The sequence below is a fragment of the Pandoraea sp. genome, from assembly GCF_004297875.1.
Lineage (GTDB): Bacteria > Pseudomonadota > Gammaproteobacteria > Burkholderiales > Burkholderiaceae > Pandoraea.
In genome coordinates, this window is sequence record NZ_SCSK01000004.1 from 33,103 (window position 1) to 50,892 (window position 17,790).

The following is a 17,790-nucleotide window of genomic DNA, read 5'->3' on the forward strand; positions in this document are numbered from 1 at the left end:
CCTAGAATCCCGCGCCCTTGCCCTCTACGGTCAACGCCTCGCCGCTGTTCAGCGGCCAGTCGGGCGCCGCATCCGCATCATCGTCCCCCGCCCCCTGGCGCCCGTAGCGCGCCCGCATGTCCGTAATGACGCCGTCCAGACCCGGAATCGCGATCGGATCTCCCTCATCCTTGGCCAGCGGCAGGCGCAGCTTGACGAGCTGGCCGCCGTCGATGAGGGCAAATGCCTGGCCTTTGGGTAGCTGCACCAGATCCGTGGGCTCGATCATCGGCACTTCGCGCGGCGTCCATTTGTCGGCCGTCTTGGCGGTGAAGTCGACGAATTCGCCCGGCTCCTCGGCGTCGCTCGCGCCGGATTCGGTCGTGCGAATCCAGATCTGCGTCATCGCCAACTGATCCGTGAGCACTTCGGCCGTGCTGGAGTTCTTCACGCGCAGCATGACGAGCGTGTTGAAGTTGCCGAACATCTGCTGGGCCTTGGCCTTCGAACCGATCTTGGCCTCGATGTCGGCATCAGTCTGCGTCAGGGCGGTCACGCGAACGCCCGCCCCGCCGGCCTTGTTGAGCATCGGGATGAATTCGTCGCCGCACAGTTCGTTGAACTCGTCCGCGTAGAGATCAATGCTACGTTTGGCGCCCTGCCGGGTCTGGCCAAAGCCGTTGCCGTACTTGTAGATGCGCCCGGCCGTCGAGGTCAGGTCGGCGAACATCGCATTGCCCACGGCCGCGGCCACTTCAAAGTCCGACAGCGCGTCGAGCCCCACATAGACGATGCCGCCCTGGTCGATCACGCGCGTCCAATCGAAGACCGGACGAGGATCGTTCGGGTCGTCGTAGTCGGGCGAGAGCAGCTCGGCCACCTTGCCGGTGGTGAGCTTCTCCAGCAGCGGATAGAGCGACGAGACCAGCTTCTCGAAATAGCTGCGGTCGTTGGTGAGCACCGAGGCCAGACCATCGGCAATCGGGTCCTGCCAGCCGCGCTCGCGCATCAGCGCTAGGATCTGCAGCGCCAGCATCGCCCGGCCCGTCTTGCGCGCCTGCTCTTGAACCTGCCGGTCCGCCTCGGGTAGTTCGTTGCGCCAGCCGGGGTGGTCCCGATTGAGCCAGAACTCGAAGTATTTGAGGCACAGGCCGTCGATATTGACGGCGTTCTGGTACACCATCTCATAGGTGGGTTTCATCCCCAGCGCGGTCATGGCTCGCGCCATCACGTTGATGAAACGCCAGACGAATTCGCGGAAGGTCGCGCTCTGCCCTTCGCCCGGCAACTGGCCGGCGATCCGAGTCGCCACCTCGGTGATCCGGGCGAACGTGCCGATCGGGCTGTAGCGGGCCGACACATGCGGATAGCCCAAGTGAAAGAACGTTAAATCCTGCTCCCGCCCACAGCGCTTGGCCTCGGTGTACATGCGCAGCAGCAGATCCACGTCGCCCTTGGGATCGAAGACGATCACGACGTCGCCACGGCGAATGTCCTGGGTGACCTGGATCTCGGCCCAGCGGGTCTTGCCCACGCGCGTGGTGCCCAGCACCAGCGTGTGGCCCACCCGCTCGCGCAGGTCCGTATAGACGTCCGCCTCGCGCGGCTCGACGCCATGAATCGCTGGGTCGCCCCCCACGGGCGGCAGCGGCGCCACCGGGTTCCACCAGGCTGGCCGTTGCAGCAAGCGTGCGAGGCGCGAGCCCGGATGGCTGCGTTCGAAGTCACGCGCCCACTCGTACAGATCGTTGCGCGCGCGCAAGTGCCGGTACTCGGGCAAGCGTGCCATGTGCAGGCGCTGGGTGTGCTCGGGCGCCCAGTAGAAGCCGCGGCCGAGAAACTGCTCGGCGGATGAGACCGGAATATCCTGCGGGCGCATCTGGTAGGCCGGCAAGCGTTTCAAGTTGCGCTGAAAGCGCAGCAGACGCGCGGCCTGGTAGCCACGCACGCCGGCGAGCGTCAGCAAGCCCACGGTCATCACCCCGCCGATGGCGGGCGTCACCAGGAAGATCCTCGGCCAGGTCCACAGCACGACGACACAGGTGAGCGAAGTCGCCACCGAAACCAACTCGACAGGCTTGCGAAACCGGTTCTTGAAACGGGCGCCGCTCACGCCCCCTCCTTCACCGGTTTGGGCTGACTGAGGGGGTGACTGAGCGCCGGATTGGCCGCCGGCACCGGGTTGAAGAAACGGCCCGGATCTGGCACCAGGTAGCCGACCAATTGCTTGCTGCCGGGGCCAGCCACGGTGTAATAGTGGATGAAGGTGCCGCCCACGCCTTTGGCGGCATAGCCCGAGCGCTGAAAATCCCGCTGCAGCACACGCCAGGGCTCCCGCACCGCGCTGGTGGGCGAGATCTCGATCTGCGGGCCAAAGCGCTCCGCGTACATTTGGAAGGCGCGCGGCGAGACGATCAGGACGCCTGCTTCCACGAAATGCACCGGCGCACTGGCATCGTTGTATGGCAACGTCCCGTCGGCAACGCCTTGCTGGATCCAAGCGAGGAAGCGCTCGGCGTTGGGCCGCGGGGTCGGCCCGGAGGGTGTGCCAGGCGCCGCGCGGCTTAGCTTGGGCGCCCGCGGCGCCTGCTTGGGTTTGGGCGCCAGCGGCGCGCTCAAGGTTTCTGGCGCAGGGCTCATGGTCATGGCATTCTCAGGCGATAAAGCACTTGCCGCGCTGTCTTGCTCGTCCAGGTAGTCGGCAACTGGCGCAGCCGGCGCAGGGTGAGATGACTTGGTGGATGGGACGGGGAAGAGCGCTGGCGCAGCGGTTTGCATGGATGGCGCCAGCTCGGCCGGGGTGGCAGCTTCTCCCGCCAATGCCGCAGCCATCTCCGCCTCGGTCATGCCGTGCTCGTTGATCTGCGCGGCCGTGCCCGTCGCTGCAGCAGCCACCGGAGACGGCGGCTCCACTGATGCGGTAACTGGCGCAGTTTCCGGAGCGGTTACCGCCGGCGCCGCGCTTGACGCAGTCTCCATCGCCACGATTGCGCCGGCGGGCAGTGCCCCCGGATGGCGCTCGGGCGACGCATACAGGCGCGCGAGCGCGAACTTGATGACGGTAAAGGGCTGGCTCCAGGCCCCGATCGTCACTTTCACGTTCCAGATCGCTTGACCCGCCTCGGTCGGGATTAGCGCGCCGTATTCCTGCCAGGTGTCAAAGAGCCTCGAATTGTCCTGCGGAATGCCCGCTGCCCCAGCCTGCCGTTGTTCGTGCTTGTCCAGATACTCGCGTACCGCCTTGGCGACGGTCCCAGCCACGCACCACAAATGCTCGCCGTCGCAGAAGGCCGCCGCGCCGGCGCGGTTGAGCGGCAGCTCGCCGGCGTCCAGGAGCCGGCGCAGCCCTTCCATTAGCCGCTCGATGAGCGGCACGGCGCGCGCCGCGCCAAAGCGCGTGCGCGGGCCAGTCAGCAAATTGTCCGCCACCGACGTGCCGTCCGCTTTCTTGATGATCTCGGCGAGTTGCCCCTGCGCGGCTTCGCCACTGAGATAGTCGGTCAATTCATTCAATACCGGCGGATACTGCCCCAGCCATGTGAGCGCCCGGGCTGGCACCAGGCGCTGCAGCAGAATCAAGGCGAGCCGGCCGTGTTTGTCGTAATGCCGCTCGGCCGGGAAATCCACCGTGTACCATGCTCCGCCCTGCTCCACCATACTGCCGCCCAACGCCACCCACGCCTCGCGCGTGCCGTCGGCTTTGACCAGTTGCACCAGCACGTCCGACACGGGCTTACCGATGTCATGCAGCAGCGCCCCGACCAGCACCGCGTAGCTATAGAGGGCCGCCAGCCGCGACTGCTCTTCGGTGGTGGCGCCCAACGGCAATTTGTAGGCATCCCGGAAATGCAGTGCGTGACAAGCGACTTCCAATAAATGCACCAGCAGGCCGCCGGGCTGCGCATGGTGATGGGATTCGGAGGCTGGCAGCAGTTGCACGAATTCGGCAAAGCGCTGCAGCAGCGGCTCGACTTCCCCCGAGAAATTCTCTGCCGTGAACCCCAGGCGGGTGCGGATTTTGCCGATCGAGGATTGAGAGCCCGTGCGCGCGATCAACGCTTCATACGACAGCACCGGCAGGTGCCGAGCACTGGGAGGCGGCCTCTCGGCACGAAGCGAGTTCGCGTCGGCACCCGCGGTGGCGGGCGAGACTGGCGAGATCGGCCGGCGGCGCACCATCCACAGGGCGCCGCCGGCCGCGGCGGCCGTCACCAGATAGGGCCAATCGCTATGGAAGACGGACATCAGGGTGAGGAGGGTTTGGGTCGGACCCGGCACGCTGCCCGCATCGGCGCGCGCTGCGCCGGGCTGGGCGCCAGACCGCCCTGGTACAGCGCCAGCAGCCACTGAGTGGTTTGCGTCACGCGCTGCGGCGGCACCGCCGCGGCCACCGCCGGACAGACCGGCTCGGTGCAGCGCGCGATGAACTCGCGGTAGGACGCGAGCAGCGGATTCCAGCGCTCGGAGATGGAGAGCGTGGCCGCGCACCATGCGTTAAATGGCAACTGCGCCAGAAAAAAGGCCGCCTCGGCCGGATTGGCCGGGAGCGGCGCTCGCTTGATGGCGTGATAAGTGATGGCCCAAGCTGGCTCGCGCGCCTCGTCCCGGCAGTCGGCATACCAGCCGTCAAAGCGGTGCAGCCACACCTGGATCGGCGGCCACCAGCGGGCCTGCCCCGTCTGGGTCAGCAAATGTTGCAGTCGATCGGAAAAATCTTCCATAAGGTGGGCCAACGGTAAGAGGCGTTTGAGGAACTGTAGGTCAGACGCGTGGCGGGCCTTCCAAACTTGTTGCACATCATTGCTTCACAAGCGGCAGGAAGTTTCGGGACAAACAGGCTGAGGATTCGCTATACTGTGCGGTTTTTCTGCCTTTGCAAGCTTTTTTGCATTTCGTTTCAAGTACTTTAACCCTTTGAATTGAAATACCTTTTCCCCTTAAACAGCCTTTGCGCTGGTTAAGCGCGCAAAGCGAGGCTTTAGCATCGCGCGCGGCCTTTGGATAGGCCCCTTCTCCTTTCGCAACCCTCTGTTTCCCTTACGGTTTTTGGTGTTTTAACGTCTTTTTATTTCATAGCCAAAAACTATCGGAAAGCCAAATATCGCGTCGAACTTGTTGTCGCTTGTGCAGTGATGATGTGCAACAAGTTTTGGGACATTTAGCTGCCCATTTTTTACAGTGCTCCCGTCGGCCTGCCACTTGTGCTGACTGGTCTTGGTCCACCGGGCGAACTCACCCGCTCGGTGGTCTTTTTAGAGTGCGATAAAAATGCGCCAAGTAGTGACCGGATTACTGCTGCTTGCCTACGCAGGGTTAGGTGTGGTGCGAGCCGACTGTCTCAATGACGCGGCCGCCTACCACCATGTCGACCCGCACCTGTTGCGCGCTATCGCGATGCAGGAATCCGGCATGCGGGACCACATCATCGCCACCAATGCGAACGGCAGCCGTGACATCGGGCGCATGCAGATCAATTCGTCCTGGTTGCCCACATTAGCCCGCTTTGGCATTCACGAGCGCGATTTGCTCGACGGTTGCGTCAACACCTATGTCGGCGCCTGGATTCTGTCGCAGAACATTGCCCGCCTGGGCCTCGACTGGAACGCCATCGGCGCCTATAACGCGACCTCTCCTGATAAGCGCCTCGCCTACGAGGCCAAGATTTATCGCCAGTTGCTGGCCGAAGGCGCCATCGCGCCGGCCGGCGCCCCGTTACCGACCCGGCGTACCCCGCGCCAGACTTTACGGCCCGGGATTGCTCCCGCGGTCCCGGCCGCTTTTTTTTCTTCTGATCACGACACCCACGACAGCACTTTGGACACCATGGAGGGCGGCCGTGGATAATTTCCGGATTGCCGGGCTCTTACGCATGGGCCAGACTGCGCGGCTCCACCCGGCGATCGATCTCGTTTCGCGTCGCCAGCGTCTTGAGATCGTACATCGCCTGCAAGTTCAGCCAGAACTCGGGTGTCGTGTCGAAGTACCGTGCCAGCCGGTAGGCCGTATCGGCGCTCACGCCGCGCCGCTCCTTGACGATCTCGTGCAGCCGTGTCGCCGGCACATTCAGCGCCAGCGCCAGCGCATTCACGCTCATGTCCAGCGGGACCAGAAAGTCCTCGCGCAGAATTTCGCCCGGATGGACCGGACGCATACCGTTTTTGGTCATACGATCTCCTTGTCAGTGATAGTCGACGATCTCGACGTCGACGGCGCCTTGCTCCGTCCATGCAAAGCAAATACGCCACTGGCCGTTGATGCGGATGCTGTACTGCCCGTGGCGATCCCCTTTGAGCGCCTCGAACCGGTTGCCGGGCGGCGAGCGCAAGTCTCGCAGTTCCTTGGCGGCTTCCAGCGCGCTCAACCGGCGGACGGCGACATCTTCAATCGTGCGAAAGCGCTTGGGCGAGCGACCGGCAAACAGCGCGTGCGTGTCCTTGCATCGGAAAGATTTGATCATAACGCCAATGATATTACGCGAAACGTAATGTGGCAACGTGGATCGCTTTGTCACGTGCCGAGCTTCGACATCGTGGAGCGCGACCGTGGATAGGCTCACCGCAGCCTACGCGCTGCAGATCCTGGCGCAGCACCTCGCGCCGATCCGCGCCCTGCTGGATGACCCCACCATTCAGGAAATCATGATCAACGCGTTTGACGACATCCGTATCGAGCGGGCCGGCGAGATCGAGCACCTGGCAGATATCCGCCTGGATGAGGCAGGTCTGTCGACCGCGATCACGATCATCGCCAACATGAACGACAAGGGCGCACCGCGCCCGATTCTCGACGCGCGCCTGGCGGGTTTGCGCATCGCCGCGGCCAAGAAGCCCATCGCCATGCGCGGCGACATGATGTGTATCCGCAAGCACGCGATGCGGCACATCACGCTGGTCGATTACCTCCAGCGTGGCGCCTTCGACGTCGTGCCGTTCGACGAGCGCGTGAGCGGCGCCGAGCGGCGGCGCATGACGCAACTGCTCGCGGGCCTCAAGCATGGCGGCCAAGCCGTGCTGGATTTTCTGCAATGGATGATCGAGGCCCACATCAATGCCATCTTGTCTGGCTCAACCTCCGCCGGCAAGACGACCCTCCTCAATGCGTTGACCGGTGTGATTCCTGCGCATGAGCGCTTGATTACGATCGAGGACACGGGCGAACTCCAGGTGCACGTGCCCAATTACGTGTCGTTCGAGACCAACCCCGGCCAGGGCATCACGGTGCGCGACCTGGTGCGCCTGGCCCTGCGCTGCCGGCCCGACCGCATCGTCGTCGGTGAGGTGCGCGGGCCCGAGGCGTTCGATTTGCTCGACGCGTTAAATACCGGGCACTCGGGCTCGGCCGTGTCGTTTCACGCCGATTCGTCCGCGCTTGCCCTGCCCCGCCTCGAATCGATGATCCGCATGGCCCCCGAGACGCAGAATTGGCCGCTCGTGGATCTGCGCCGGCAGATTGCCAACACCTTCCGCTTTGTGATTCACGCCCAGCGCGTCGGTGCGAGCCGCGGGCCGTGCGAGATCCGCGAGATTCTCGGCGTCGACGACCAGGGCCGCTACCTCACCCGTTTGCTGTTCTCCAAAATCCAACAAGAGGCATCCGCTTATGAAGAAGCTGCGTAATTTCCTGGCCCGGCGCGTCACCGACTGGCGCGATTTCAAGGCGGCAGCCCGCGCCTTCCTGAAACGACCCAGCACCCTGTCCGTCATCATCGCGGCGTTCACCGCCGGCATGCCGGTCCTGGCGCACGCCGATCTGTGGAACGGCACGCTGTGCAACGCGGCCAACCAAATCCTCGACAACGAGCTGTATACGACGGTGTCGCTCGGCTCCGCGGCGGGCATGATCATCGCGTGGATGCTCGATGACGGTAAAAGCGCGATCAAGCTCAACGCGCTGCGTATCGGCGCCGGCACGCTCGCGCTCCTGAACCTGCCGGTCGTCTACGGTGCGATTACCAATCACGCTTACGCCTGCGGTTAAGCGCGCTTGCCATGGCCCTCATGCCCTCCACTGAATCCGCCGACGACACCTTGCGCGCCCAGGTGCGTAAGTCACTCCTGGAGCACAAGCTCGTGGCGGGCGCCGATCGGCGCCCCGCGGTCGTCGTGCTGGTGCTGGTGTTTCTCTTCGCCGCGGTCCTGCACAGCTACTGGCTGCTGCTGGCCTATGTGCCCATTCACTTGGTGCTGTGGCTAGCCACCCGCCGTGACCCGGATCGCTGCGACATTTATCTCAAATACCGCCATCAGCGCGACTATTACGAGCCGCGCGCCCATCCCGTGCCGCGCAACCCGCGCCCGGAGGGATTCGGACGGGGGCGCCTATGCTGAACCACACGCGCGACTTCCCCACGCACAGCGAATCGCTGCGCGACATCGAGGTCCGGCAAAACGGCAATGGCGGATCGACTTCCGAGCTGCTGCCCTGGATGTTCCAGTTCAACGATCGCGTGATCGTCAACAAGGATTCGTCGCTCTTCGCAAGCTTTGCCTATCGCGGGCCTGACACCGACAGCATCGCCGGCGCGCGGCTCGTGTCGCTCATCCAGCAACTGGTGCTGGCGCTGCGTCAGCTCAGTCGCCATCCGGCTACGCTCTGGTGGACCGTGCACCGGCGCCGGGTGAGCGACTATCCGACGCTACCCATGCCGGAGCCTTACGCCCAGGTGGTCGATGACGAGCGGCGCCATGCGTTCACGCGCGAAGCGAACTTCGTCAACGACCATACGCTGTCCATCGCCCTCTTCGCCAATGCGGGCCTGGACCGCTTTGTCGGGCGCTTCGGTCATGCACTGCGGCAGGACAACCAGTCGGTGCCGGCCGCGCTGCTCTTTGCCGCGCGCGGCTTGTTCTCGGATCAGATGACCTTCGCCTACACCTCGCGCGAACTCCTCGGGGCCGTGGATCGCTATGAGGAGATGCTCGCCGCGCTGATTTCGGGGCTGCCGGGACTCTCCTTCCAGCGCCTCTCAGGGGCGCAGCTCGGCGGCTTCTTGCACCGCTGCTGCTCGCCCGCCTCGCGCCAGACCGGCGACGTGGTGCTGCGCGACTTTCTCGACGACACGCTATGCGACACCCGCGTGAGCCCTGGCGACGATTTTTTGTATTTCTCCTCGAACGGCAATCGGCAACTGGCGATGGCCACCGGCATCCCGTCCGGGCACGACTTCTGGCCGGACCAGGTGGACCCGTCGACCCTCGACGATCTGCTCAAGGTGCCGGGCGAGATCACGATCTCCCAGGTCTATCGCTTGGCGCCGCGCGGTGTCACCGAGCGCTTTGTCGAGGGCATGCGTCGCTATCACGACAACCGCGCGTTGAACCTGCGCGGCCTCGTGTCGAAGGCGCTCAACAAGAATGACCCGACTCACGTCGTGCGGGAGAACCGTGCCCGCACCGAGGCCGCCGACGAGGCGCAGACGATTTATGAGCAGGTCTCGCGCGGGCGCGAGACCTACGGCTGGTACAACCTGACGGTGCTGGCGCACTCGCCGCACTATACGCACGACGAGGAGATACCGGCTGCCTACGAGCAACTGGTCCAGACGCAAAAAGCCGTGGAAGACGTGTTCAACGGCGCCCATTTCACGCCGGTGCGCGAGGAGGAGCATGCGCTGTCGGCCTTCTCCATCACGATTCCCGGCATGTGGCGCGAGGCGGCCCGCTGGTCGTTCATCGACAGCCAAGTGTTTGCCCGTCTCTCGCCGCTGCGCACCGTCTCGCGCGGCGATGAGATGAACGCCCATCTGTCCAAGGAGATGGGCACCCCGATTCCGGCGCTGGCCGCCCTGCCCACCGACTACGGCACGCCCTACTGGTTCACCGGCTTCTACGAGGATCTCGGCCATGCGCTGCTCTCGGGCGAGACCGGCATGGGCAAGACGACGCTCGTCAACCTCGTCTGGACGCTGTTGAGGAAGGTTCCCGGGGCCGACGCTTTCCTGTTCGACCGGGATAACTCGTCGCGCATTCCGGTACTGTTGCAAGGCGGCCAGTATTTCGATCCGACCCAGCCCGAGCAAACCGAGGCGCGCCTCAATCCGCTCTCGCTCCTGGCCGACGCCCGCCACTTCGAGTGGCTGATGAACTGGATCGAATCGCTCGCCTCGCTGCGCGGCTATGCGCCGACCACGGAAGATCGCCAAGATCTGGAGAAGAAACTCCTCGCCACGCGCTCGATCGATCGCGCTCACTGGCGCCTGCATGCGCTTTTTGTGTCGCTCAACGCGGGGCGTTTCAAGGACGAGCTGGGCCCCTGGGTGGGTGAGGCGACCGAAGCCCATTATTTCGACAACGTGCGGGATGTGTTCGACCAGGTCGGCGGCTTGGTCGGTTTCGAGACCGGCGCGCTGATGCAGCGCCCGAATGTGGCCGCGCCGTTCATGGCCTACGCGTTCTATCGGATTCGCGACCGGATCGAGCGCAAGAAGGCGTCCGGCAGCATCTCGCCGACGTTCATCGGCCTGCCCGAAGTCTGGCATCTGATGGACATCCCCTTTTTCGCCACGGAGATCGCCAAGTGGCTCGCGACCATGCGCAAGCTCCTGGGCATGGTGTGGATGGATGCGCAGTCGCCCGAGCGCTACATCGCCTCGTCGATCTACCCGGCGATTCGCGACAACGTCCCCACGCGCATCATCCTGCCCTACCCGGCGATGACCGAGTCGCTGCGCGCTGCATTCCGCGAGCTGGGCCTGAACGATGGCCAGATGCAGATGATCTCGCAAGGCGTCCCCAAACGCGATTACTTCATCACGAACAAGGACGGCTTCATGCGGCGCATCTCGCTCTCGCTCGATCCGCGCACGCTGGCGGTCTTGCGCAGCGAGTTGTCCGCCCAGGCGATTTTCAACCGCCATCTGGCCTCCGGCCGTGAGGACTGGCGCGAACGGTATTTCGAGGAGATGACCCGTGAATAACGCGCGCCGAGTCCTCATGCTGACAGCTGCCGTGTGGGCCAATGCCGCTTTCGCAGGCGGCGGGCTGGGTTCGCCCACGGGCGGCGCCACGGAAGTCACGCAGTTGCTCAATCACGTGGAACTCGCCTCCTCGGTGTCGCAGCAGGCCACGATGGTCGGACAAAACGCGACCGCGCAGTTGACCCGGATTTCGCAGTTGGCCAACCAGATCAAGAATCTGGTGCAGCTTCCGCAAAACCTGCTGGCTCAAACGCTCGCGCCATATCAACAGCAAATCGGTGACCTCAAGAGCGTGGTGCAAGCCGTCGGCTCGCTGCAAAGCGCGGCGGCCCAGACGCAAGCGCTGCTGAGCAATGGGATATCCGAGATGAACACGACCGGCATGAGCCCGCTGCAATGGCTCAATGCCTATATCAACCTGGCTCAGCAACAAGGGGGGCAGTACAAGCAGCAGTTGGACAGCGATCTGGATACGCTGAGTAACCTCTCGCAGCAGGCGCAGCACCTGCAGACGCTCTCGGCACAGATTCCGCAGGTCTCGGGCAACGTCCAGGGACTGCAATTGCTGAACCAGCAGGCCAACCTGCTCGGGGGCGAGATGGTGGAGTTGCGGGGCCTGGTGCAGCGCCAGGTGGTGACGCAGGAGCAGGACAAGCTCAGCGAGGCGAACGCACAGGCCGCTTCCGCGCAGGAAGAGCAGCAACGCATACAGGCGCTGCAGAGCACGATCGATAGCGAGAAGGCCTGGACCAGCGGCGTCGGTTTCTCTCCACTTAACGACAGTCAATGAGGGCCGCGCGATGCTCATCAGACGTCTCCTGATTCGCCTTTGCAGTTGGCCGGAACAACGCGTGATGCTGCGCCAGCTCAAACGCCACGTGGAAGCGCGCGCGCTCGATCAGCATGCGCCGGTGACGGACCGGCGGATCACGCGGCGCCTGCGCATGGCGTTCGTCTGGAGCGTTTTGCAATTGCAAGCCGATCAACCCGGCATGCTCGCGGCGGGGCTGGCGGCCACGACGGGACTGATCGTCGTGTGGGCGCTGCGCTGGGCCGGTTGGCTCTACTGAGGCACGTCGATGAACACCCAGGTATTCGAGACGTTCTTTCTAGCGATGCAGCATGCGGGCCAAGCCATGTATGGGCGGTTGGTCCCGCAAGGATATGAGATCGTCGGCACGCTCGCTTTCATCATGACGGCCTGGTATCTGCTCAATCTCGTGCTGGGCGACGGCTTCGTGGATTTTGCGTCGAACATGCTCAACATGGGGATCAAAGCCGCCGTGGTGCTCGTGATGCTCGGAGGTTGGACCAGCCAATTGCAGACGCTCATCGTCAACAACACGGAGTCGATGGCTCAGACGCTTTCGGGGGGCGCGTTTGATGCACAGGCGCCGCTGGAGACTTTGATGTCTACGGCTGAAATATTTGTACGCAGCGAAGACACCAAGTCCATGAATAAGCCACCAGCCAGTACTGGCAGTACGCTCGGTGCGATCGCCAGCATGGTTACATCGGGCGGATTCTGGGCCAATCTCGCCTCGTTATTCATTAGTTGGTTGCTCATCGGCCTCACTGTATTTTTCTTATTGATCTGCGCCTTCATCTATATGGCGGTTATCCAGATGGGAAGCTTCCTGCTGGCGTTGGCGTTCGGCATTGGTCCCGTCATGGTCGCTTGGTACGTTTGCCCGCCGATGGAATTTCTCTTTAACAGTTGGCTGCGATTCACGATCGGCGCCGCGTTTTATAAGCTGATCGCGATCGCGATGATGACGATCCTGGCCGTCGGCATGCCGCAGATTGGAATACTCGCGCAGCAATACGTGGCTCAGTCAACCACGGCGGACTTCTTCGTCACCAACTATATGCCCGCCTTGGCGATCTCCATCATGTGCGCGATCGCCGCGTGGATGATGTGGCAAGTGCCTCATTACGCGGATGGCTTGGTCTCCGGAGGTACGGGCGGTCGCGTGAGTGGCCTCGGATCGGGGAGCATCGGCAAAACTTTGCTGAGAATCGCAAAATGACAATTTCCAACATTCGTCGACTGGGCTCATACAAACAGAAGGTACCAACGCAACACTGTCGGTCCCATCAGTCCTGCCATCGCACCAATGGTTGCCCACTTGAAGCTTGGGTCCAGAGAATACATGAATCGAGAAAGGCCAATAACGAGTGTCCACCGCACGATGCCGCCGATGCCGCCCGCCAGCAGGCGCGGCAAATGAAAGACAGTCCAGGCACCCAGGAGAATTTTTGCGAAGGTTTTCATGATGGTGACTCCACACAGCATTTGAATTCCGGGAGTCACTCAGGCCGCACACGTGGCGCGGGTCCTGAAGCTCCCGTCTGCCCACGCGTGGGTACGCGATATGCCGGCGATGCTCCGCCGCGCCACAACCACCAATCAGTTCTTGTCGGATACCGAACCAGCTATCCACCGCGAACCTACGCAATCAGTCTATCACCATCTGAGGATATTTCAAGATGCCGTTGTTAGGACGCAAACGCCACGCCCGCGTGCCTCAGTTACCTGAGACTGAGCGGCACGCCGCGCCGCAGCCGCAGAATATCGCGCCGGCGGGCACTTCGCCCCGGGCGCTGGCCTTGTATTTCTCGGCGTTCAAGAAGCCACTGTTGACGGCCGACCGCGTCATGTGGGTGTGCGCAGCGCTCTTCGCGCTGAACGTGCTGCAAGGCGTTGCCGCCATCGTCAGCGCGCGTCGCAGCGGCCCTCAGCCCTATTTCATCGAACATGATCCCGCCTCGGGGGCCGTGTGGATCTCGGACGCCGTCTCGCAAAAGTACTCCCCCGATGCGCTGAACAAGACCTACTTCCTGCGCATTTGGGCCACCCGCGCCTGGACCATCAAGCCCGACGTCAAGCAAACCCTGAACGTCGACATCCCCGCCGCCTACGCGTGGACCATCGGCTCGGCCAAAAAGGAACTCTCCGAGTATTTCGCCAAGACCGACCGCGTCGCGGACCGGGTCGCCAACACGCCGGGCCTCACGCGCGAAGTCATCGAGAACTCGACCTCGTTCTCGGCCGACGGCCATACCGCCTACATGTTGCTGACCTTCACCGAACGGGTGAACGGCGCGGTGACCTCTACCCAGCGCAAGATGCTCACGGCCAGCCTCCTGCTGGCTCCCGAGAAGCTCACCGACGGCGAGCGCCGCGATGACCCGATCGGCCTGCGCATCACCGACTGGACGCTCACGCCCTACTACGGCCCGGGAGGCACGCCCCAATGAGTCCGCGCACTCTCCTCGCCGCGGGCGCCGCCCTCCTTAACCTCGCCTCGGTCGCCGCGGCCGCGCCGCGCCAGGCGCATCCGATGCCGGCCCACGCCAGCGTCGCCGCGCACGCGCATCCGAGCCCTTCGGCGGGCCCCTCGGCATTTCCCGCCATCCCCGAGCCGCTCGATCCGCGCCTGGTCACCTTTAGCTACGACGCCAATTACAGCTACCCCATTCTCACCAACCCCATTGTGCTGACTCACCTGCAGTTCGCCCCGGACGAGCGGATCGAGGGCTATTACTTCTCCGATCTGAAGCGCTGGGATGCGAAGGTGTCGAAGGTCACCCAGCGCGATCTCTTCATCATGCCCAAGATCGATGGCGTGGACGATACCGCCACCATCATCACCAACAAGCGCCAATACGAACTGGTATTTCGCACCGTCGATGCGTCGTCGGCCTATCTGCGGGTCCAGTGGGACTATAACGACGAGGGCGATGAGGGGACTCGCGGTCCGTTCGATACCTTCACCAGCCATGGCGCGTCGCCTCAAAAGGTGAATAGCGATTCGTCTTCGCGCGCACCCCAGGAGCGCCACGCGCCGGTTGGCGAGGCTTCTCGCTCGGCCGAATGCCCGGGTCCCAGCGTCGATATCGGCAAAGTGAACTTCGACTACCGCATCGAAGGCGACGCGCCGTTCAGGCCAACGATGGTGTTCGATGACGGCAATTTCACCTGGCTCAAGATGCCGCGGCACGTCGATCTGCCGGCCCTCTTTGCGCTGGGCAAACACGGTACGGCGCAGATCGTGAATTTCACCCCGCCTGAGCCGCACTGCGACTTCTTCCTGGTCAAGCAGACCTTCCCCTACGGCGCTCTGATGGTTCTGAACCACGCGAAGATCAAGATTTTCAACCGGCACAGCCCCGCCTGCGGCTTCTTCGGCTGCCGGGGCCGCGCCGTCAATCTGTCGCGGGAGACGCCCTGATGGCCGAGCCACCGCGCATCCGTTCGACGGGCCCACAAAAGCTCACGCGCACGCGCCGCAACCTGCTGCAGGTGGCGCTCGTCGTGCTGGTCGTCTCGATGATCGTCATCCTGGTGGCGCGGCACCTCTTCGGGCCGCATCAGACGCTCTCGCAACAGGCGGCCAAGCGGGCCCAGGACGCTCTGGCCAATCAACCCGCAGGGCGGCCTGAGGAGATGCGTGACCAGCTCGACCATCAGGAGCTAGTCGCGCTCGATAGGCTCCAGGCGCAGATCCGGGCGCGTCGCCCGCCCCCAGGCGCGCCTCCCGCGTCCGCCAGTGCGCCATCCGGTGCGGCGCGCCCCGGCCCGCTGCCGGCGCAGTTCCAGGTGCCGCCCACCGAGTCCAATGCCGACAAGCTCGCGCTCGCACGGGCGCAGAAAGTCCTGCAGACGCGCAGCATCGGCGCCTGGGAGGCCGACAGCCGTGGCGCCAAGCCCGCTGCGCCAGCCGATTCGACGCTCGATCTGCTCAAGCGCCTGGTGCCCTTCGCCCACGCGCATACCGCGCCAGGCGTCTCACCGGACGGCTCGCCCGAGGCAGCGCTCGCCCGCGCCGAGCTGGCGGCCGCCGGACAGGCCGGCCGCAGCGGCCAGGTTGCGGCCGACCGGCGCTGGCTCAGTGATGCGCAAGCGAGTGCCACGCACGACACCTACTCGCCGCTTGTCCCCAGCCCGGCGCAATCTCCCTACGCCCTCCTGGAAGGCGACGTCATCAAGGCGGTGGTGCTGCAAGCGATGAATACCGACAAACCCGGCACCGTGCGCGCGATGGTCATCCGAGATATCTATGACACGGTCAACGCGCGCGATGTGGTGATGCCGGCCGGCACGGTGCTGATAGGCACACAGGACACCGACATTGCCGCGGGGCAGGACCGCATCCTCATGGCCTTTAACCGCGTGCGGTTTCCGAGCGGCGCCACGCTCACGCTCGGCGGGCTGCCGGGCGCTGACGTGTCGGGCGCCGCGGGCCTGCCGGCGGACGAGGTCAATAGCCACTTCTGGGAACAGTTCGGCAGCAGTTTTCTCATTGCGGGGGTCGCGGCCCTGGCCGGCGGCAATTCATCGAGCAGAGGCGTGACGATCAACGTGTCCGGCGCGAACCCGGCCGGCTCGCTCTCGCAAGCCGCGGCGCAGGGGCTCTCGGATACTGTGCAGCACATCCTGCAGCGCAATCAGACCATCAAACCGACCCTGTCGGTCGACCCGGGTGACGAGATCACCATCATCGTCACGCGCGAGATGGATCTGCCCCCGGACATCGTGAATCGGAACGCGTCATGAGACGTTTATTGACTTCGATCGGCACCGCGCTGTGCCTCTTGTGTCCCCCTGCCCTGGCGGGCGCCGCACCGGCCCACGCAACGCCCGCGCTGTACAACTTCGCCTGGACGATCGATGGGAGCGGCCCGGTCGCGCCCATTCAGGTGTTCGACGATGGCCAGCAGATCTACCTTCAGTTCCAGACGGGCGCGCCCATCCCGGCGATTTTTGCGGACACGCCAGGCGGGGCGATCCTGCTGGCCTGGAAGTCGGAGCCACCCTATGTGGTGATCGCCCATCTGGAGTCGCACCTGAGTTTTCGGCTGGGGCGGCAGCATGTACGCGCCTGGCGCCCGCCGGTTGCGGGCCCCGAGGGGGTTGCGTTCGGCGCCGCCGCGCCGGTCCATGAGGGTGGCGCCGCCGCCTTGGCGGTCACGCCCGATCAGCTGCGCGCCAAACGCACCCGGGAAGACGCCGCGACGCACGATACGTCCTTCGAGCGCGCGACCACGCCCACCGGCCCGGTCGCGCGCTCCTATGCGCTGCTCGCGCAGGATGGCACGGTCGCCATGGCGCTCGCGCGCTGGGCGGGCATGGCCGGTTGGACCGTCTCGTGGGATGTCTCGATCGCGGCGCCGATCACCGCCCCCAGCGAGCCGCTGGGGGCCGGCCGCTTCGTGCCGGCCGTGCAGGCGGTCCTCACCGCCTTGCGGCAGGCCGGTTATCCGCTGAACGCCGTTTTTGGAGATCGCCACGTGCGCATCTATGAACTGACCTCCCCCTCGACCACTACCACCACGACCACCGCGGAGACGCTGCGATGAGAGCGCTGTTGCCCCTCCTTTTGATCTGCAGCCTGACCGGCGTGACGCGGGCCGCCTGGGCGGACCCCGCGATCCATATCGCGCCCTATCGTCCGCCGGCGCCACCTGCGCCCGCTTCAGCGCCCCCGTTGATCGCTTCGCCGGCGCCCGCGCCATCGGAGGGCGATCGTGCCGTCAAGGCGGTCGTGGCTGCCGCGCCCTCGATGCCGGCCGCGGTGGCGTCGCGCAGGCCTCTCTCTGCACCCGACGCTAAGCCGGCGCTCGTGGCGTTTTCCGTACGCGCCGGTCAGGACCTAACCACCGCACTGGGCGCCTGGCTCAAGGGCGCCGGCTGGACGCTCGACTGGCAAGCCCAGGGCGCGAGCCCGGGGCGCCTGCGGCACTTCGTCGCCGACGCCGATTGGGCGACCCGGCCGGCGTCGGTGCCGGACCTGCTGCGCCGCACGCTCGCCGGCCTGGGCGTGCGCGCTCAGGTGCTCGATGCCGACAAGCGCGTGGTGGTGCGCAACGATAATTTCTCGGAGGAATAAGAA

18 protein-coding genes and 1 pseudogene are annotated in these 17,790 nt (G+C 64.5%); 13 read left to right on the forward strand and 6 right to left on the reverse strand.

The features are described 5' to 3' along the window. Nucleotide 1: 1 nt before the first annotated feature. From traD to EPN80_RS01740, 3 genes are read right to left on the reverse strand one after another with little or no spacing between them, the layout of a single operon-like run. Nucleotides 2–2,092 carry a type IV conjugative transfer system coupling protein TraD gene (traD, locus tag EPN80_RS01730; protein ID WP_293022907.1) on the reverse strand — a complete coding sequence of 697 codons (2,091 nt, stop codon included), beginning with the start codon at nt 2,090–2,092 and terminating at the stop codon, nt 2–4. Continuing rightward, on the reverse strand, nt 2,089–4,257 hold the full coding sequence (gene mobH, locus EPN80_RS01735; protein WP_293022910.1) for a MobH family relaxase: 2,169 nt from the start codon (nt 4,255–4,257) through the stop codon (nt 2,089–2,091). Before mobH ends, traD begins: the two co-directional genes overlap by 4 nt. After that, nucleotides 4,224–4,700: a hypothetical protein gene (locus tag EPN80_RS01740; RefSeq protein WP_293022913.1), complete on the reverse strand. Its 477-nt coding sequence runs from the start codon at nt 4,698–4,700 to the stop codon at nt 4,224–4,226. The genes mobH and EPN80_RS01740 overlap by 34 nt, the downstream gene beginning before the upstream one ends. Before the next feature lie 547 nt (nt 4,701–5,247). On the opposite strand from EPN80_RS01740, the pseudogene EPN80_RS01745 reads away from it, so the two are divergent. Beyond that, nucleotides 5,248–5,646 (forward strand): annotated as a pseudogene (locus EPN80_RS01745) (lytic transglycosylase domain-containing protein); the annotation flags it as partial. 196 nt (nt 5,647–5,842) lie between these two features. On the opposite strand, the gene EPN80_RS01750 reads toward EPN80_RS01745, so the two are convergent. Then, nucleotides 5,843–6,145 (reverse strand): HigA family addiction module antitoxin, encoded by a 303-nt coding sequence (locus EPN80_RS01750; protein WP_293022916.1) that lies wholly within the window; start codon nt 6,143–6,145, stop codon nt 5,843–5,845. A 12-nt stretch (nt 6,146–6,157) separates the two neighbouring features. Next, nucleotides 6,158–6,436, reverse strand: a complete 279-nt coding sequence (locus EPN80_RS01755) for a type II toxin-antitoxin system RelE/ParE family toxin (RefSeq protein ID WP_293022919.1) — start codon at nt 6,434–6,436, stop codon at nt 6,158–6,160. A gap of 85 nt (nt 6,437–6,521) precedes the next feature. Between EPN80_RS01755 and EPN80_RS01760 the strand changes: the two genes are divergently transcribed. From EPN80_RS01760 to EPN80_RS01790, 7 genes are read left to right on the forward strand one after another with little or no spacing between them, the layout of a single operon-like run. Further along, nucleotides 6,522–7,595, forward strand: a complete 1,074-nt coding sequence (locus tag EPN80_RS01760; RefSeq protein WP_293022922.1) for an ATPase, T2SS/T4P/T4SS family — start codon at nt 6,522–6,524, stop codon at nt 7,593–7,595. Further along, the gene (locus tag EPN80_RS01765; protein WP_293022925.1) at nt 7,579–7,956 is read left to right on the forward strand and encodes a hypothetical protein; all 378 of its coding nucleotides are present in this window, start codon (nt 7,579–7,581) and stop codon (nt 7,954–7,956) included. The genes EPN80_RS01760 and EPN80_RS01765 overlap by 17 nt, the downstream gene beginning before the upstream one ends. Nucleotides 7,957–7,967: 11 nt before the next feature. Further along, complete coding sequence (locus EPN80_RS01770) at nt 7,968–8,306, forward strand: VirB3 family type IV secretion system protein (protein ID WP_293022928.1); 339 nt, start codon at nt 7,968–7,970, stop codon at nt 8,304–8,306. Next, complete coding sequence (locus EPN80_RS01775) at nt 8,300–10,894, forward strand: conjugal transfer protein TraC (RefSeq protein ID WP_293022929.1); 2,595 nt, start codon at nt 8,300–8,302, stop codon at nt 10,892–10,894. The genes EPN80_RS01770 and EPN80_RS01775 overlap by 7 nt, the downstream gene beginning before the upstream one ends. A gap of 16 nt (nt 10,895–10,910) precedes the next feature. Continuing rightward, complete coding sequence (locus tag EPN80_RS01780) at nt 10,911–11,684, forward strand: conjugal transfer protein TrbJ (protein WP_293022932.1); 774 nt, start codon at nt 10,911–10,913, stop codon at nt 11,682–11,684. Between the two features lie 10 nt (nt 11,685–11,694). Beyond that, nucleotides 11,695–11,964 carry a hypothetical protein gene (locus EPN80_RS01785; RefSeq protein ID WP_293022935.1) on the forward strand — a complete coding sequence of 90 codons (270 nt, stop codon included), beginning with the start codon at nt 11,695–11,697 and terminating at the stop codon, nt 11,962–11,964. A 9-nt stretch (nt 11,965–11,973) separates the two neighbouring features. Further along, complete coding sequence (locus EPN80_RS01790; protein WP_293022937.1) at nt 11,974–12,924, forward strand: type IV secretion system protein; 951 nt, start codon at nt 11,974–11,976, stop codon at nt 12,922–12,924. 26 nt (nt 12,925–12,950) lie between these two features. Here the strand turns inward: EPN80_RS01790 and EPN80_RS01795 are convergent, their stop codons facing one another. Next, entirely contained in the window at nt 12,951–13,169 is a 219-nt protein-coding gene (locus EPN80_RS01795; RefSeq protein WP_293022940.1) for a hypothetical protein, read from the reverse strand. A gap of 215 nt (nt 13,170–13,384) precedes the next feature. Here EPN80_RS01795 and EPN80_RS01800 point away from each other — a divergent pair, with 215 nt between their 5' ends. Genes EPN80_RS01800 through EPN80_RS01820 form a run of 5 tightly spaced genes read left to right on the forward strand, consistent with a single transcriptional unit; the run spans nt 13,385 to nt 17,787 of the window. Continuing rightward, nucleotides 13,385–14,155: a VirB8/TrbF family protein gene (locus tag EPN80_RS01800; RefSeq protein ID WP_293022942.1), complete on the forward strand. Its 771-nt coding sequence runs from the start codon at nt 13,385–13,387 to the stop codon at nt 14,153–14,155. Continuing rightward, nucleotides 14,152–15,129, forward strand: a complete 978-nt coding sequence (locus tag EPN80_RS01805; protein WP_293022945.1) for a TrbG/VirB9 family P-type conjugative transfer protein — start codon at nt 14,152–14,154, stop codon at nt 15,127–15,129. Before EPN80_RS01800 ends, EPN80_RS01805 begins: the two co-directional genes overlap by 4 nt. Then, complete coding sequence (locus tag EPN80_RS01810; protein ID WP_293022947.1) at nt 15,129–16,454, forward strand: TrbI/VirB10 family protein; 1,326 nt, start codon at nt 15,129–15,131, stop codon at nt 16,452–16,454. The genes EPN80_RS01805 and EPN80_RS01810 overlap by 1 nt, the downstream gene beginning before the upstream one ends. Continuing rightward, nucleotides 16,451–17,257, forward strand: coding sequence for a TcpQ domain-containing protein (locus tag EPN80_RS01815; protein ID WP_293022950.1), 807 nt, complete (start codon nt 16,451–16,453; stop codon nt 17,255–17,257). The genes EPN80_RS01810 and EPN80_RS01815 overlap by 4 nt, the downstream gene beginning before the upstream one ends. Continuing rightward, complete coding sequence (locus tag EPN80_RS01820) at nt 17,254–17,787, forward strand: hypothetical protein (RefSeq protein WP_293022953.1); 534 nt, start codon at nt 17,254–17,256, stop codon at nt 17,785–17,787. The genes EPN80_RS01815 and EPN80_RS01820 overlap by 4 nt, the downstream gene beginning before the upstream one ends. Nucleotides 17,788–17,790: the final 3 nt, after the last annotated feature.

What these genes read in the sequence shown, in the direction of transcription:
- EPN80_RS01740 (WP_293022913.1), bottom strand. Translation starts at nt 4,700, where the DNA reads ATGGAAGATTTTTCCGATCGACTGCAACATTTGCTGACCCAGACGGGG.
- EPN80_RS01750 (WP_293022916.1), bottom strand. Translation starts at nt 6,145, where the DNA reads ATGACCAAAAACGGTATGCGTCCGGTCCATCCGGGCGAAATTCTGCGC.
- EPN80_RS01755 (WP_293022919.1), bottom strand. Translation starts at nt 6,436, where the DNA reads ATGATCAAATCTTTCCGATGCAAGGACACGCACGCGCTGTTTGCCGGT.
- EPN80_RS01765 (WP_293022925.1), top strand. Translation starts at nt 7,579, where the DNA reads ATGAAGAAGCTGCGTAATTTCCTGGCCCGGCGCGTCACCGACTGGCGC.
- EPN80_RS01770 (WP_293022928.1), top strand. Translation starts at nt 7,968, where the DNA reads ATGGCCCTCATGCCCTCCACTGAATCCGCCGACGACACCTTGCGCGCC.
- EPN80_RS01775 (WP_293022929.1), top strand. Translation starts at nt 8,300, where the DNA reads ATGCTGAACCACACGCGCGACTTCCCCACGCACAGCGAATCGCTGCGC.
- EPN80_RS01780 (WP_293022932.1), top strand. Translation starts at nt 10,911, where the DNA reads ATGCTGACAGCTGCCGTGTGGGCCAATGCCGCTTTCGCAGGCGGCGGG.
- EPN80_RS01785 (WP_293022935.1), top strand. Translation starts at nt 11,695, where the DNA reads ATGCTCATCAGACGTCTCCTGATTCGCCTTTGCAGTTGGCCGGAACAA.
- EPN80_RS01790 (WP_293022937.1), top strand. Translation starts at nt 11,974, where the DNA reads ATGAACACCCAGGTATTCGAGACGTTCTTTCTAGCGATGCAGCATGCG.
- EPN80_RS01795 (WP_293022940.1), bottom strand. Translation starts at nt 13,169, where the DNA reads ATGAAAACCTTCGCAAAAATTCTCCTGGGTGCCTGGACTGTCTTTCAT.
- EPN80_RS01800 (WP_293022942.1), top strand. Translation starts at nt 13,385, where the DNA reads ATGCCGTTGTTAGGACGCAAACGCCACGCCCGCGTGCCTCAGTTACCT.
- EPN80_RS01805 (WP_293022945.1), top strand. Translation starts at nt 14,152, where the DNA reads ATGAGTCCGCGCACTCTCCTCGCCGCGGGCGCCGCCCTCCTTAACCTC.
- EPN80_RS01810 (WP_293022947.1), top strand. Translation starts at nt 15,129, where the DNA reads ATGGCCGAGCCACCGCGCATCCGTTCGACGGGCCCACAAAAGCTCACG.
- EPN80_RS01815 (WP_293022950.1), top strand. Translation starts at nt 16,451, where the DNA reads ATGAGACGTTTATTGACTTCGATCGGCACCGCGCTGTGCCTCTTGTGT.
- EPN80_RS01820 (WP_293022953.1), top strand. Translation starts at nt 17,254, where the DNA reads ATGAGAGCGCTGTTGCCCCTCCTTTTGATCTGCAGCCTGACCGGCGTG.